This is a genomic window from Pseudarthrobacter sp. MDT1-56 (genome assembly GCF_059383555.1).
This window is the reverse complement of sequence record NZ_JBWZCK010000009.1, coordinates 172,228-188,074: the sequence shown is the minus strand read 5'-3', so window position 1 is coordinate 188,074 and position 15,847 is coordinate 172,228. Positions and strand designations below refer to the sequence as shown.

Genomic DNA, 15,847 nt, shown 5'->3' with positions numbered 1-15,847 from the left:
AGGGCACAAAGGAAGGTCCTCCGCATCCCGAACGGGATGCGGAGGACCTTCCGTGTGGAGCTGACGGTTAGAGGATGGCCGTCATGGGGCTCCAGCCACCGCCGAGGTCGATGCGGGTGGACCAGTCACCGGCACCGTCGTTCGGGTAGAGCCAGAGTTCCCCGGTGGTGTCGCGGGCGATCACATCAGGGAGTCCGTCGGAGTCCATGTCGCCGGGAGCGGTGATCGCGTTCAGGGTGTTCCAGCCCGTCCCGAGGCTTTCCCGGGTGAACCATTCGTTCTGCCCGTTGCCCGGGTAGAGCCACAGTTCACCGCTGCTGTCCCGGGCGATCAGGTCCACCTTGCCGTCGGTGTTGAAATCCCCGGGGGCCACGATGGAACTCATGATGTTCCATCCGGCGCCCAGGTCAACGCGCGTCAACCAGTCACCGGCCCCGTCGTTCGGGTACAGCCACAGCCGCCCGCTGCTGTCCCGGGCAATCAGGTCCGGCCGGGTGTCGCCGTTGAAATCTCCCGGGGCCACGATGGAGGTCATCACGTTCCAGCCCCCACCCATGTTCTGGCGCTGGAGCCAGTCGCCGGTCCCGGTGCCCCGGTAGAGCCACAGTTCCCCGCTGCTGTCCCGGGCGATGACATCGGCATCGCCGTCGCCATTGAAATCTCCGGCACTGACGATCGACGTCATCACATTCCAGCCGCCGCCCAGGTCGATCCGGGTGAGCCAGTCACCCGTCCCCGTGCCCGGGTACAGCCACAGCTGCCCCGAAGCGTCCCGGGCGATCACATCCGTGTTGCCGTCACCGTTGAAATCGTTCAACCGCATCGACGCCGGGGGAACCGCGGGGGTCACCTCGTTCGATGCCGCGGACCGTGGGCTGGTACCTCCGGCATTGACTGCCTCAACCTGGAAGTTGTAGGCGGTGCCGTTGGTCAGGCCGACCACCACGAGGTTTGTCTCCGTGGCGGCGATGCCTTCGATGGTGGTGACGTCGGTGTCCCCGGTGCGGACCACGACGTTGAGCGTATCGGCACCCTCGGGTGCCGCGAAGCTCACCGTTGCGGTCGTATTGCCGGGGGCGGCGGTGGGGGCGGCAGGAGCCGCCGGCGCCTGCACAACCGCCGGGATAATGTCGATGGTCTGGTCCGAGAACCGCAGTTTTTCAACGTTGGTGATCCGGTCCGTGCCGTCTTCTGCCCGGCCGCCGACGTGTGTCACCGTGGTGACGCCGTCGACGGTGCTGATGTCGTACTCGTCCATTACCCCGGAGAAAGCGGCCGTGTCGACATCGGCTTCGCCCGGGCTGGAAAGGATTTCCCTGACGATCCTCACATCGCCGGGATCGATGTTGCCGGCCATGATGTCGGCCTGGAGCTCGGTCAGGGTCGTGACGGTCCGGGTTTCCTGACCCTGGCCGTCGACGATGCTGAGCCGGACGTTGAGCCACTTGTCGCCGTCGATGATGTCATCGGCGCCGTTGCCCCAGATCTCGTCGCTGCCGGAGCCGCCGATGATGATGTTGCCGGCACCGAAGGTGGTGGCACCTGCAGGCAGCAGGTCCGCCAGGCCGTTGATCCGCGCGATGCCGGCCGCGTCCAACTCGTTGCTCAGGCCGTCGACGTTGACTTCGGTGTTGGGGACAGACGGAACCTCGTCGTCGCCGCGGAGCACGTCATCCTTGTCCCAGCCGGAGAGGGCCTCGACGAGGAGGAAACGGTCCTTGAGGGCGTTGGGCCCGTCCACGATGATCTGGCGCATGTCGGAATCGGCCGGTTCGATCGAGCGGGCGTGCGTGACCCAGTCGAAGCCGAAGACCCCGTGGTTGCGTTCGATGCCGGGGCCGGCGACCATAACGTCGTCGCCGCCTTCAGCGTCGTAGTCGTCTTCACCGGAATCGCCGATCAGGACGTCATGGCCCGGAGCGTTGATGTCGTCGAAGAAGGGTGCGCCGCTGTCGCCCTGCAGCAGGTCGTTGGAGTTTCCGCCTTCCTGCCAGTCATCGCCGCCGCCGCCGAACACTGTGTCCGGGCCGTCGCCGGAGAGGACCAGGTCGTTGCCTTCGCCGGCGAACGTTTCGTTGCCGTTGAGGCCGCCGTTGGAGAAATCGTCGCCCTCACCGGACATGATGATGTCCAGGCCGGGTCCGGCGTCGATCGCGTCATTGCCGGGTCCGCCCTTGAGCACGTCGTCACCGTGCGAATCCGTGATGCGGTCGCGTCCGTCGCCGCCCAGGACGGTGTCGGCGCCATCGTTGCCTTCGATGATGTCGTCGCCGTTGTTGCCCCAGACCGTGTCGTTGTCGATGCCGCCCCAGATCCTGTCGACTGCCAGCGCGGGGTCCGCGTTGTCCCGGCCGTTGAACGTGGACTGGGCGTTGAGCCCGGGACGGTCGACGGTGTTGCTGACGCGGTACCGGATGGTGCCGTCCGCCATCCGCATGAGGAGTGCGGATTCATCGCAGGCCGAGGCCGGATCATCGGCAACCGAGTTACCGGTGGTCGCGGTGATGTTGGCCATTTCGAACTCGCAGTCCGCGACGCCGAACACATCAGCCTTGAGGGCAGAGGCGTCGGTGTTTCGCATGATGAGCTCCGCGAGGGAGTTGCCTTCCAGCTGGGTCCGCAGGTTCAGGCCCGAGGTGCGGGAGAGGTAGTAGAGGCGGTCCCCGTCCTGGAGGTCCGTCATCTGGCGTTCAAAGATGTAGTTGAAGGTCGAGCCCAGCAGACCGCCGAAGAGGTTCTGGTACTCGGCGAGACCGCCCACCCACAGGTCGACGCTGCCCAGCCCGGTGGCCCCGTCCGCCCAGGCGCCCGAGCTGTTGACGAACTCGAAGGAGTCCGTGGGAGTCAGCGCATCCGCCGTATCCATGTCGAAGAGCCGCTGGGCAGCCGCCCGCTTGTCAACGATCGACGTCGCGGCCGTGATAGTCGGGTGCGTGCCGTAGGCAGCCATGAAGTTCACCACGGAGTCCGGGTGCTTGAGGTTCTGGCCAAAATCCACCCAGCTGGTGTACGGCTTCAGCGAGGACTCGCCGGTGCTGGCGTACAGCTGGGAGCGGAAGTTGTTCAGGGACGGAACGCCGGTTTCCCGGCCGCGGGCCAGGTTCAGCGAGGCAAGGTCCAGGGGCAGGCCCAGGACGTTGTTCCGCAGGGTGTCGGTGACGAACTCGTCGAGTTCGGCGCCCACCTGGTCCGTCATGCCCATGGCGATGGCGCCGGCGGCCTGCTTCGGGCTCAGGGTGCCCGCCGTGCTGGAGTAGTAGGCGGTGGGATTGAGGAAAGCGTCCAGCAGCGGCATTCCGATGTCCGTGCCGCTGTTGGTCTTCCGGTCGATCGTCTCGGTCAGCATCGAGTGCCCGAACCGGTAGGTCGCGTGCGCGAACTCTGCCTTGATCGCGGGATCGATCCCGGTGTCCGACTGGGTGAACACATTGAAGGGGTTGATGCCGGGCTGGATCTTGCGGGCAAAGTCCTCGAAGACGATGTGCTGGTATTCCATCTCCGTGACATACCGTGCTGCCTGGAACAGGCGTTCACCGTTCCATTGGCCGTTCGGGAGCTTCCACTCGTTCAGGTCAATGTTCTGCGTGGTGACGAGGTCCTGCATGTAGGTGACCAGCCGGTTGTGCTCCGAGTGGAACACCTGATGGATCGCCGTCAGGCCGATGTTCTCGTTGACCCGTCCGTCGCCGGCAACGAAGTGCTCGGCCAGCTGTTCGTCGTCGTAAGTCCCCGGCAGCGCAAGGGGCTGGGTGACCGGGTTGAGATCACCGTCGCCGTCGGCGGTCAGGGGCAGTCCGGTCCGGGAGCTGAACGGCGCCGCGTTGTGCGCGATGTCGTCCAGGAAAGCGATGCCGATGCGCTCGACGTCTGCCGGCGGTGCGACAGGGTCGGCCAGGTTGCCTTCAACCCGGCCGGAGGCGGTCTCGTACTGCGGGAGTCCGTTGGGCCCGCGCAGGAACCGGCCGTACTGGTCGGTCGCGATCTTGGGGATATCGGCGACGTCATAGTCCGACAGCTTCAATCCCAGGAGGTCGTCTGCCTGCGTCTTGATGTCCGCCCAGGTGGCCATGCCGCCCGGTTCGCCCTCGATCAGCTCGCCGGTGGCCGCCGGCTTGTTCCCGTCCAGAACGTATTCCCTCAGGAACACCTGATGGGACGGGTGGGACGCGTAAGTCTGGCTCTGGTCGACCCAGGGCGAGTCGGTGTTGGTGGCATCCTGGATATCGTCCGCGGTGCCGAGTTCGCCATCGGGACCGGCCTGGTTCTCCGCCCGGCTCAGCAGCATGAAGTTCGTGCGGCCACCCGGAACGTACAGCGGGTCGTCCTCAGCAAGCGGCATCATCACCTGGTGCTTGGTCTTCTTGGTGAAATCGACGCCGTGATCGAAGAACTGCCCGAACAGTGCGAACATGCCGTTGTAAGGCGGCGAGAGCCCGAAGTCAGTGGTGACGTTCGGGATGTCCAGCGTCGCACCCTCGGGCACGCAGTTTTCCGGCAACCCGTTGCCGTCACAGGGCACGGCGGTCGGGCTGTCATTGACCGTGCGGTGGGCCTTGCCGGAGGCCGCCACGGCCGCCGGGTTGGTGGCGGTCTGGTCCACGATCACGTTGCTGACAAAGCGCGGACCGTTGTCGGTCACGTTCGCGTTCACGGACTGGTAGCTCTGTCCGCCGGACGAGGTGCGCCACTCCGGATCAGAGAGCCTGGGGAATGCCCTGCTCGCCGAACCGAAGTCGTCCTGGCCGGCCACCAGGTTGTTTTCCGTGCCGTCCACCGTGCGGAGACCGTAGGGCAGCAGCGGGTTGGCGATCTGGTTGGGTCCGGAGCCCATGAGCGGCTGACCTGCCACATCATTACCCTGGGCGTCCTCCTTGGTGGCATGGTTTTCGGCGATCTTGATCTGCTTCAGGATGAACCGCATGTCGCCTGCGTTGAGTGTGAAACCCTGACCCGTCGGCGCCGCGGAAACCGCCGGCGCCAACACGGACGGGACGACCCCGGCACTGAGCAGGAGAGCGAGCGCACCGGCCGCGACTTTGCGCGTAACGCCTGGTGCCGTCCCTCGAGCCAGGGGGCCGCCGTCCCTCCCCCGGGTCTTGCGATGTTTCGCCATGATTTGTTCCTCCATCGAGTCGTACCGGCTCCCCCCTCAACGTGGTCGCTCGGTTCACTGGATGGCGCCAGCTTCGTCCTGGGGCCTTGGGAAATTCTTGGGACCCGTGAGCCGGAAGATGCAGCAGTAGCAGTTGTGAGCTTTAGGGAGCAGGTGGCTCAGGATGCAGGGGGTGCAGAAGGGAGCTGAAGATCAGGGTGTTGGCAGTGAGGTTTTGCCTGCTGGGACACGGACCTGCCGGCCCAGGCGACCGCCGGGCTAGGCTGGCAAGATACACGGCCGTCCGAACGGCCCGGCGCTCCGAATGCTTCATAGACGACAAGGAGTCACCATGACCGCCACCCCCGAATCCGCACAGACCCCGCCGGCACCGAATGGCAAGCCACGAACGGTGCTGGTCACCGGCGCGACCGGCTACATCGGCGGCCGGCTGGTCCCCCGGCTGCTGGAAGCCGGGCATATCGTGAAGGTCCTGGTCCGCACGCCGGCCAAGATCGCCGGCGTTCCGTGGCTGGCCGACGTCGAGGTCGTCCAGAGCAGCCTCGACGACGGCGATGCCCTGCGAGCGGCCCTGGATGGCGTCGACGTGCTCTATTACCTCGTCCATTCCATGGCGGCCGGATCGGGCTTTGAGTCCAAGGAAAAGGCGATGGCCGAGACTGCGGCGCGGGCCGCAACCGACGCCGGCGTGGACAGGATCGTTTACCTGGGCGGCCTGCATCCCGCCAACGCCGAACTCTCCACCCACATGAGATCCCGCGAAGCCGTGGGCAAAGTCTTCCTGGACAGCCCGGTCGACGCCATCGTTTTCCAGGCAGGCGTCGTGATCGGCTCCGGCTCGGCGTCGTTCGAGATGATCCGGCACCTGTCCGAGACGCTGCCCTTGATGCCCGCCCCCAGCTGGGTGCGCAACAAGATCGAGGCGATCGCGGTTCGGGACGTGCTCCACTACCTCGTCGGGGCCGCATCGCTCGAAGGCCAAATCAACCGTACCTTCGACATCGGCTGCCGCCAGGTCCTCAGCTACGCGGGCATGATGCAGGAGTACGCTGCGGAGGCAGGCCTCCCGCACCGCGTGGTGCTGGCGCTTCCCATCCCCGCTCCCAAGCTCGCGGGCATGTGGGTCGCCTTGACCACGCCGATTCCGCTATCGATGTCCCTGCCGCTCGTGGAGTCCCTCCAGCACGACGCCGTCTCCCGGGAACACGACATCGACGCGTACATCCCGCCGCCGGAAGGAGGACTCACCCCTTACCGCGGGGCGGTGGCCCTCGCCCTGGGCAAGGAGCGCGACGGACAGGTGGAAACCACCTGGGCCAGTGCGGGCGCCGACGCCGATCCGCTCCCCTCCGACCCCGAGTGGGCCGGCCACCTCGTCTACCTCGATGAGCGCAGCTACTCCAGCGACGTCGATCCCAAACACGTCTGGACCATTATCGAAGGGATCGGGGGGCAGAACGGCTGGTACTCCATGCCCCTGGCCTGGCGCGTCCGCGGCTGGCTGGACAAGCTCACCGGCGGAGCCGGGCTGCTGCGCGGCCGGCGGCACCCGCACCTGCTCGCCGAAGGCGAAGTGGTGGACTGGTGGCGGGCGGAGCGGATTGATCGCGGCCGGCTGCTCCGGCTGCGCGCCGAAATGCGGGCGCCGGGCCGGGCCTGGCTGGAGCTGTCGGTGGAGCCGGAGGGAACCGGCAGCCGTTACCGCCAGCGGGCCATCTTCTTCCCGAAGGGCCTCAGCGGGCGCCTGTACTGGCTGGCGGTGCTGCCGTTCCACAGCCTGATCTTCCCAGCCATGTCGCGGAACATCACGGCCGCGGCGAAGGCCCTGCAGGACCAGGAATCGGAGCCAGCCGGGCCCACCGCGTAGGATGTTTGGAGCCCGCAACGAGCAGTTCCACCCCCACGGAGGACCCCCATGGCATTGAGTGCATCCACCAACCTTCCGCACCACGTTGACCGCGTCACCGCTGTTTTCGTGAATGAGGACTTCCTGCGCCACACGAGTGAACTCGTCGGCGGCACCCTTGAATCGTTCTCCGTCGATGGCGACACCGCCGGCGCCTTCAGCACCACGACCGTGCGGACCATCCCGACCAACCGGATGCCGGACATTGCCCGGAAGTTCGTCGGCGAAAGCCTGAAGGTCACGCAACTCGAGAGCTGGGACGCCCCCGCCGCCGACGGTTCCCGGCTGAGCAACATCACGCTGAAAGTCTCGGGCGCGCCGCTGGACGTCAATGCCGTCCAGCGCCTCGTCTCCGACGGCGGCAGCACCCGGATCGAGCTGGAGGGCACGGTGACGTCCTCGGTGCCATTCCTGGGCGGCAAGATCGCCGAAGCGGCCGAACCGATGGTGGGCAAGGCCCTGAACATCCAGTCCACCCAGGCGCAGGCCTGGCTCGAGAGCCACTAGCTCATGGAGCTGCCGGCAATCCTGGCCGTCGTTCTGATTGTGGCCGGCGTCTGGTCCCTCGTTGTCTGGCCGCAGTTCCTGCGCCGGGTCATCAAGGACCCACGGTCGCGCGACACGAACGGCAAAGCCACCCGCTTCCTCACCGTCCACATCGTCCTGGTCAGCGTCTCGATGCTGCTCGGGGCGGCGACGGCGGCCATCGGGATTGCCGGCCTGCCCGGCTAAGAGCTGGTGCTGGACGCCACGGCCTGGGCCAGGGCGTCTTCGGCCGCCACCCAGGAAATCATGGCGCACTTCACCCGGGCGGCGTATTTCGAAACACCTTCAAAGGCGGAGGCGTCGCCGAGGATTTCGGGATCCGCGGCGAGTTTGCCCCGGGACCGCAGCACGTCCCGGAAGTTGTCGATGACCGCCGTAAAGCTGCCGACGTCCATCCCCTCGGCCAGCTCGGCGAGCACCGAGGCAGAGGCCATGGAAATCGAACACCCGGCGCCGTCCCAGCGCAACTGGGCGACCTTTCCGTCAGACACCGCCACGCGGACGGTGATCTCATCCCCGCAGACGGGATTGAGCTGGTGGGACTGCCCGGACGACGCCCCCGCCGGAGCCGGCGTCTCCGCCAGCCCGCTGCCGGTCCGCAGTTTGGCGTGTTCCAGAATGATCTGCTGATACAGCTGTTCAAGGCTCATGCGGGTAAGTCCTTAGGCTCCAAAGTAGGCGCGGACCCCGGCGACAGCCTCAAGGAAAGCGTCCACATCAGACGTTGTGTTGTACAGGTAGGTGCTGGCCCTGGTACTGGCCGTCAGGCCCAGGCGCCGGTGAAGCGGCTGCGCGCAGTGGTGGCCCACCCGGACGGCAATGCCCTTGCTGTCAAGGAACTGTCCGACGTCGTGCGCGTGCACACCGGCGACGTCGAAGGAGGCGAGGCCGATCCGTTCCTGCCCGGGGGCCGGCCCGAGGACCCGGATGCCGGGAATCGATGAGAGACCGTCGACAAGGCGCTGTCCGAGCAGGGATTCCCAGGCGTGGATGCGGTCCATCCCCGTCTCGGTGAGGTAGTTCGCCGCCGCGGCGAGCGCGATGGCCTGGGAAACCTTCTGGGTCCCCGCTTCGAAGCGCTGCGGGGCAGGCAGGAAGCCCGCGCGTTCCATCGTCACCGTGGTGATCATCGATCCGCCGGTGAGGAACGGCGGCAGCGCGTTCAACAGTTCGGACCGGCCGTACAGCACACCGATCCCGGTGGGTCCCAGCATCTTGTGTCCTGAGAGGACCGCGAAGTCGACGCCCAGCTCCTGCACGTCCAGCGGCAGGTGCGGCGCGGACTGGCAGGCGTCCAGCACGGTCAGCGCACCGACCTGGCGGGCCATCCCCACAAGGGTCTTGACCGGGTTGATGGTGCCCAGGACATTCGAGGCGTGGCTGAAGGCGAGGACCCGGGTGGCCGGGCCGATGATGCCGGCGGCGGCGTCGAGGTCCAGCGCACCGGCGTCGTCGACGGGGATGAAACGCAGAGTCGCGCCGGTTCGCTCCGCGAGCTGCTGCCACGGGATGAGGTTTGCGTGGTGCTCCATCTCGGTGACCACAATCTCGTCGCCGGCCCCCAGCGCGAAACGCGCCGCCGGCCCGGCGGCGCCGGGCAGGGACGAGTTCAGGAACGCGTAGCTGAGCAGGTTCAGGCCCTCGGTGGCATTAGAGGTCCAGACGATCTCGTCGGCGCCCGCGCCCAGAAAGGCAGCCAGGGTTTCGCGGGCATCCTCGAAGGACTCCGTGGCCTCCACGGCCAGCAGGTGCGCACCGCGGTGAACGGCGGCGTTCCGCTGTTCATAGAACTCCTGCTCGGCCTCTATGACGCTGATCGGGTTCTGCGACGTCGCCCCGGAGTCAAGATAGATCAGGGGGTGCCCGCCCATGGGCCTGGACAGGATGGGGAAGTCGTTGCGGATCCGCAACACCTCGTCGTCGGCCAGGGCTGGCGAGAGCAGGGCCCGGGACTCTGACGTCGGCACAAAAGCCACGCTGGCCTCCTCGGATCGGGTGGAATGGACTCCTTTCATCATCCCACGGAACGGCGCACCACCATTCTGCCGGTGCTGCCGCCGCGCCCCGCTGAGGCCTAGGGCCGATGGGAGTCTCCGCCGGTGTCAATGAGGTCGACCCGCCGGCTGACGCCCAGTTTGGCGAACACCCGGTAAAGGTGTCCTTCCACGGTCCGCTGCGACACGCAGAGCTGCCTGGCTATCTCGGCGTTAGTGGCTCCGCCGGAGACCAGGTCCAGGATTTCGGTTTCCCTGGCGGTGAGTTCCGCATCCTGTTCCGGACGGACCAGGTCAATGTGGGCAGCCATTCCGGCAGCGGTCATCCGGTTCTGGATCTTGCGCTGGACAGCCAGCAGTTTCCGCTTGTCCGTGGTTTCGGCGAGGCAACGTTCCGCTTGTTGCGCCGCTTCGAGAGCCAGCAGCACAAAGCCGGCGCGGAGCGCCTTGTCACTGATCCTGACGAGTTCGGCGTCGTCAGCATGAAGCACCGCGAGTGCGTAGTCGTGCAGCATGCCGGCCTCCCGCCCTTCAACCGCGAGGCTGCTTCGGGCAAGACCATCCGCGGCCGCCGTGTCCCCGCGGCGCACGGCCAGTCGTCTGATGTCCGTCTCGATCCCCCGCAAACCCTGCCGCTTGGCCTCCTCCGCCAGCCCCGCGAGCCTCCTGCTGCCCTCGGAAACATCGCCGGCCGCGGTCGAGTACGCCTCGGCGAGCAGCGGGATAGCCCCTGGCCCGCGGTACCGGGACAGCCGGAAGGCGGTCGCGTGCTCCTCGGCCTCCCGCACGTGACCCACCACGGACGCGGCGTACGCTGCGACCGAATGGGCGAAGGGCAGCAATTCCCAGGGATCGGCAATCGTGAGATCCTCGACGCCGAGAACGAGTTCGGCGATTCCCTCGGGCATCCGCCCCTGACGGACACGGGCGAGGCCCCTCATCAAGTGCAGGATGCCCCCGCTGAGCAGCAGCCGCGACGGATAGTCCGCCTCGTACTCATCGAGGGCTTCGGCGAGCGCTTCCCACTCCCCCGCCCAGTTCAGGCTCAGGCTGTAGCGCACCAGGAGGTCTTCATAGACAAGGGGCAAGGCCAGGCCGGCGCTTTGCGCCCCCTGCCAGGCCTCGCGGGCCAGCCCCAGGCCGTCCACCACCCGGCCTTTGGCGCAGAGCAATTCGGCGAGCAGCGACTCAGCCGGGATCTTGATCTCCTGCCGCTCACCGGCGGCCGTAACCAGGCGGCTCAGCCCGCCTTCGCGGTCCTCCTGGCTGCCGTTCAGCGGGCTGCCGGCGGTCCCCGCCGCCAGGGCAATCGCGGCCAGATCCAGCCATGATGGCCCCGCTCCGGCGTCGCCGCGGAAGGCCCGCTGGCCGCTGGGCGGGAGCCCGACGTCGGCCGGTGCGGCTCTGCCGTCCGGTGCCGCGACGGTTCCCGGCGTCGTCGTTCGTCCGGCCAGCCGGGCGGACAACAAGGCCGCCAGATAGCGGGAGTTCCCGTTCGGGATGGGGTCCGCGAGTTGCAGGAATTTTGCGGACTGCTGGGAGTCACCCAACAAGTACCGCGCATAGGCCATCTGCAACCGGGCTTCGGGAAGCTTCGCGGCGTCGGAAATTGCCTGCGCCGTCCTCAACGCGGTCCGGGCGTCGAGGGCGACGTTGGCGGTGCACGCCGCTTTGAGGAGTTCGTCCGGCGGCACGGCGGCTCCGCAGTCCAGCGCCCACCGGACCCGGTTCAGGAAAGCGTCCGGGGGCACGGACCCTGCCGGAGGCAGTGAGACGAAGCTGGCACGCAACCCGGCGCTCTTTCCCGCCGGAACCCAACGGCGGATGATCTCCCCGATCAGCGGACTCGCGGGACGGACCGTGCGGTCGGCGCCTCGTGACACGCTGATGATACCGGCCCTTTCCAGGGCGTCGACTGCCTTCGGTCCGCCGAACCCCAACAGCTGGCCAAGCGACAGCGGTCCCGCCAGTGCCACTATCGCCGCGGCTGTCCGTTCCTCGGGGGACATCGCCCGCAGCTCGTGACCGATCAGGTCGGCCACGGGAATGTCGGCCAGGCCGGGAGATGAGATAAGGAACCAGGTGCCGTGGCGCAGCGCCAGGGCTCCCGTGTTCCGGGCGTGTTCGATCAGGGACAGCAGCATGAACGGGTTACCGGCCGACGCATCTGCGAACAGCGCGCTGGCCCACGGCGAGACATCGGCGCGGAGCACTTGCTCGCAGAGCTGGTGCACCTCGGCCCGGGTGAGCGGCTCGAGGTCAAACTTCGCCACGATCCCGTCGTCCCAGAGCGCCAGGAATTCCTCGGGGATCAGCAAACCCGGCCGGCACGTGGCCAGGATGCTGGCAGCACCGGTCGCTACGGCCTGGGCAACCAGCTGTGTTGTCCCGCGATCCAGGCACTGCGCGTCATCGATCACGAAGAGCGGTTTGCTCGGCTGGGACTTGATGCTGTCCGTAACCGCCTTGACGACGGCGGCAAAGGAATCCAGATCGTGGGCGGGCAGCTCCCCCAGGTACGGCGAGAGCGCCCCGAAGGGTACGGCGGACAATGCCGAAGTTGCGGCGAGCCGGATTACGGCCGTGTGGGGCCGGAGGTCCCGGATGACCGCCCTGGAAACTGCGGTCTTCCCGGTGCCCGGGTTACCAACGATGAGGGCGCCGGAGGTGACGCCGTCGCGCAGGCATTTGACGATGTCCTTGACGACGCCGGACCGGCCAACCAGGGTGGCGGACTCAGTCAGGCTTTCCACCTGCGGGCCTCCCTGCGGCAGCTCGGGCAGCACTCCGGCTCCCGGACCGCCCGGAGACGAGGTCGCCGGGTCCGCCCGGATCGCCCGGATCGCCGGGAGACGAGGGCACCCGTTCGATTAGCCGAGGCGGGCGTGTTCCACTGGCCCGGAGATGACATCTTTGAGTTCCGACCGGCTCGCGACGTGCAGTTTCGCATACACCTGGTAGAGGTGCCCCTCGACGGTGCGGACAGATACGTGCATCTCGTCAGCGATCTTCCGGTTGGACGTACCCGCGGCCGCCCTGACCGCCACCTCCGATTCGCGGGCTGTCAACGTCGAGGTCAGCAGTGAGAGCACGCCGTTTCTGGGGTTGCCGAACCGGTCCTCCAATGACTGCTGGGTACGCTGGGCCATCCGCAGGGAGATCCGGTTCCCGGCCTCGTTGGCACAGCTGACTGCTTTCCTGGTCACGTCCCTGGCGAAGACCGCATGGCCTGCCGCATCGGCGTCCTTCGACGTCGCCAGCAGCTCCTCGCTGTCGGCATCCGCCAGCCCTTCCGCAAGCCGCGAGCACAGGCTGGCGAAGTGCCCTGTGACCTGCTCCGCGAGGCCACTGAGTTTCTGGCTCGCCTGGCGGTCTCCCAGCCGGGCCACCGCTGAGAGGAACTGCAAGCCGGTTGCGAGCGCCAAGGCGTCCGTGTCAACGTCAGCTTCCAGCTTCAGTGCGCGGAGGGCCTCGGTCTTCTGCCCGATTTCCGCCTTGGCAGACAGTTCGAAGTACCGTGCGATGCGGTTCACGAGCCATGATGCCCGGGGCTGCGGCTCCTCGGCTTCCACCAGCAGGGCACCGGCTTTTTCCTCGTCTCCCTGGAGCGCGAAGGCGTAGGCACAGGCTGCGGCTGCGAGTCCGGCAACAGCGTCCGGATCGTGCACCTTGAGCTGCCAGACCCCGGACTGCAACCGCTGAACAGCCCCCGTGAGATGACCACGGTGGAGGTCCACGATCCCCTGGCCGATCTCGAACATACCGCCAAGCCGGGCTTGCTGGTCCCAGGTTTCCGCGGTGTCGGCGAGGATGTCTGCTGCCTCCCGGAACTTCGCGGACAACAGCAGGAGCAACAGGAACCGTCCGCGGATTTCACGGATCGACGAGTCGGAAAGATCGAGAGTGCCGGCGGCAACAATTACTTGCCGGCCGAGGCCGACCGCGCCCAGGACGTCGCCGGTGACAGCCTTCGCCTCACACAGCAGGCTCGCGGCCACGATCTTTGATTCGCTGCCGAGGTCGGTGGAGTCCGCATCGTCGAACATTTGCAGGATGTCGCCATACCGGCCTTCGAAGGCGGCCAGCTCGGCATAGGCAAGTCGGACCCGGTCAGCTACGGAACCCGGGTCCGCCCCGGTGTCCCCGGACACCGTGAGCCGCAACTCAATGTCCTGCAGCCTGGCCAGGGCGCTGGCCGGTGTTGCGGGACTGCGCCTGTCCAGTTCAGCCCACAGCAGCTGCAGCGAGGCCCACTCATCCAGTGCCAGTCCGTCACCGGCCCGCTGTTCCACGTCAGTCAGGACGCGGCGGGCTGCGTCGTCATTGCGCAAGGCGATGAACGCCCGTGCAGATTCGACGGCGACTTCCGCCAGTTTCTCCCCGCCCGCGATTTCCCGGGCAAACCTCAGGGCGGACTGCGGGTCGGAGGCCTTGTTTGCGAGCCGGGCCGCGGCCAGGGCCAGCCTGGGATTTACCTCTTCCCCGCAGTCCAGCGCCCAGGCGACCGCCGTGGACCCCGTGAACTCGTTGAGGTCCTGGTCCTGGAGCACAGCTCCCAACCGGCGCCGAAGCTCGGCACTGCGGCCGGGCGGCACCACGCTGGCAACGATGCCGGCCGTGACCGGGTTGGCGATGCTCACCATGGGCGGGTGGTCATGGCTGACGCGGATCAGCGCCCGCTCCTGCAGGGTGTCTATGTCCTGGGCCCGGGCCACGCTCATCAGGGTCTGCAGAGGCAGAGCTCCGGCGAGCGACAAGAGCTCGAAGACATCACGCTGGCCCGGGCTGAGCCGGTTCAGGCGGGCCTTGAGTACATCCCGGATTTCACCGGCCAGAGCCACCGGCTTGTCCCCCAAAACCCAGGAGTTCTCGTGCCGGACGATAATTCCGAGCTTGATCTGCTCCCGTGCCAGTGAGTGCAGGAAGAGCGCGTTGCCGCCACTGGCGTTCCAGAGGGCGCGTGCCGCGGTGTGGGAGAAATGCCCGCCGTACTCCTGGGCAAGGCTGTCGGCCGTTTCACGGAAGTCGAAGGGGCCCACATCCACCCGGCGCAGCAGATCGTCCTTCCAGAGTCCCATGATGTCGCTGCCCAGATTGGGCAGGTCAACGCACGCTGCAAGCAGCAGGACGTGTCCGCCGGCGCAGAGCTGGGCCACCATCATGGTGGACAGCTCATCGAGATCATGGGCGTTATCGACAAAGAGCACGACGCTGCGGCCCTGGGCCCGGGTATGAAGCAGCTGGGTCAAGCCCCGCAGCACCATGAGGGGGTGCTCAAGGTGGGAGGCATCGAGCTCGTTAAGCAGTACGCTCAGGGCGCCGTACGGGAGTTTGGACGAAATGGAACTGCCACGGACCTGGACCACCAGGTAGTCGTCCCCCAGCTGTTCAAGGGCCCGCTGGGCAATAAAGGACTTTCCAGCCCCGTGTTCCCCCACGATGACAGCCCCGCAGCCCGATCCCGTCGTCAGCGCCGCCACCACATCCTTTACGGTTTTGTGCCGTGCATAGCGCTTCTCGGGCCGCCCCTTCCCCGGACGTTGGGCGGCTGACATCACATCTGTTATGCCGCTGCCCGCAGGCACACCGGCTTCTTGCTGAAACATGAGAGAGACCTTCGCAATCAAAGTTTTGACTACCGATAAGTCCAACTTATTGACAGCAGTAAATTTAGGGATGCGTAGGTGCTACTCGATTACCAGCGTGAACACGGGACCTGGGCTACGTGGGTGTACTCAGGATCTGCGGGCCGGAAACCGCTCAGACCCAAGTAGTCCGGCCCGTTCCGCCGGCCGCATGGCGGGACGCTCTGCCAGCCGGGTGTCCGTGTCACCGAAGGCTTGGGAGGGTGCCGCGCGCGGCATGATCCTGCTCCCGCCATCACAGGTCTGGCACGGCCGCCCGTCCTGCGGGCGGCCGAGCCAGGACTGCGGCCACTGAAAACTTAGGGAGCCGACGGCGGCTGGGGGGAGGAACCTCGGTCTCAGAAGGTTCCGACGCCGTCGGCTCCGTCAAAGGGGTTCACGCACTTGGCGGGAACCATTCGGGAGACCTGTTCGGAGCGGATTTAGTGTCTGTTGCACCAGGGTGAGCCATCGTTCCCCACGCAAGCGATTCTGGCAGCTTCGTCGCAGTGCCCGGACCTCTTCCGCGTTGATGGTTCCACGTTTAGCATCCTTTGTCGGTAGTGTTGCCGGGTAATTCCTGGTGCTGGGTGGTTCCTGGTGCTGAATACAATCTAGCGAACCGGACGGCTGCCGCACACCGGTAGTGCGTACTCGAATTCGT

8 protein-coding genes are annotated in these 15,847 nt (G+C 66.7%); 3 read left to right on the top strand and 5 right to left on the bottom strand.

Annotated elements, in window-relative coordinates:
- Positions 1-67: 67 nt before the first annotated feature.
- On the bottom strand, positions 68-5,113 hold the full coding sequence (locus tag AC50YC_RS14035) for a peroxidase family protein (protein WP_494954106.1): 5,046 nt from the start codon (positions 5,111-5,113) through the stop codon (positions 68-70).
- Positions 5,114-5,444: 331 nt separating this feature from the next.
- Between AC50YC_RS14035 and AC50YC_RS14030 the strand changes: the two genes are divergently transcribed.
- From AC50YC_RS14030 to AC50YC_RS14020, 3 genes are read left to right on the top strand one after another with little or no spacing between them, the layout of a single operon-like run.
- Positions 5,445-6,980, top strand: a complete 1,536-nt coding sequence (locus AC50YC_RS14030; protein ID WP_494954105.1) for an SDR family oxidoreductase — start codon at positions 5,445-5,447, stop codon at positions 6,978-6,980.
- Between the two features lie 48 nt (positions 6,981-7,028).
- Positions 7,029-7,526, top strand: coding sequence for a DUF2505 domain-containing protein (locus tag AC50YC_RS14025; protein ID WP_307459001.1), 498 nt, complete (start codon positions 7,029-7,031; stop codon positions 7,524-7,526).
- A 3-nt stretch (positions 7,527-7,529) separates the two neighbouring features.
- Entirely contained in the window at positions 7,530-7,751 is a 222-nt protein-coding gene (locus AC50YC_RS14020; RefSeq protein ID WP_494954104.1) for an SCO4848 family membrane protein, read from the top strand.
- Here the strand turns inward: AC50YC_RS14020 and sufU are convergent.
- The 4 genes from sufU to AC50YC_RS14000 form a co-directional block, all read right to left on the bottom strand.
- Complete coding sequence (sufU, locus tag AC50YC_RS14015; protein WP_494954103.1) at positions 7,748-8,215, bottom strand: Fe-S cluster assembly sulfur transfer protein SufU; 468 nt, start codon at positions 8,213-8,215, stop codon at positions 7,748-7,750. The two genes, AC50YC_RS14020 and sufU, sit on opposite strands and share 4 nt — an antisense overlap.
- 12 nt (positions 8,216-8,227) lie before the next feature.
- A complete protein-coding gene (locus AC50YC_RS14010; protein WP_494954102.1) occupies positions 8,228-9,580 on the bottom strand; it encodes a SufS family cysteine desulfurase in 1,353 nt (450 codons plus the stop codon).
- A gap of 59 nt (positions 9,581-9,639) precedes the next feature.
- The gene (locus AC50YC_RS14005) at positions 9,640-12,312 is read right to left on the bottom strand and encodes a LuxR C-terminal-related transcriptional regulator (protein WP_494954101.1); all 2,673 of its coding nucleotides are present in this window, start codon (positions 12,310-12,312) and stop codon (positions 9,640-9,642) included.
- 117 nt (positions 12,313-12,429) lie between these two features.
- Entirely contained in the window at positions 12,430-15,165 is a 2,736-nt protein-coding gene (locus AC50YC_RS14000) for a LuxR C-terminal-related transcriptional regulator (RefSeq protein ID WP_494954100.1), read from the bottom strand.
- Between the last annotated feature and the right edge of the window lie 682 nt (positions 15,166-15,847).

Bases quoted from the DNA above. Each gene is read 5' to 3' on its own strand.
- sufU (WP_494954103.1), bottom strand. From the start codon at position 8,215: ATGAGCCTTGAACAGCTGTATCAGCAGATCATTCTGGAACACGCCAAA.
- AC50YC_RS14035 (WP_494954106.1), bottom strand. From the start codon at position 5,113: ATGGCGAAACATCGCAAGACCCGGGGGAGGGACGGCGGCCCCCTGGCT.
- AC50YC_RS14000 (WP_494954100.1), bottom strand. From the start codon at position 15,165: ATGTTTCAGCAAGAAGCCGGTGTGCCTGCGGGCAGCGGCATAACAGAT.
- AC50YC_RS14020 (WP_494954104.1), top strand. From the start codon at position 7,530: ATGGAGCTGCCGGCAATCCTGGCCGTCGTTCTGATTGTGGCCGGCGTC.
- AC50YC_RS14025 (WP_307459001.1), top strand. From the start codon at position 7,029: ATGGCATTGAGTGCATCCACCAACCTTCCGCACCACGTTGACCGCGTC.
- AC50YC_RS14030 (WP_494954105.1), top strand. From the start codon at position 5,445: ATGACCGCCACCCCCGAATCCGCACAGACCCCGCCGGCACCGAATGGC.
- AC50YC_RS14010 (WP_494954102.1), bottom strand. From the start codon at position 9,580: ATGAAAGGAGTCCATTCCACCCGATCCGAGGAGGCCAGCGTGGCTTTT.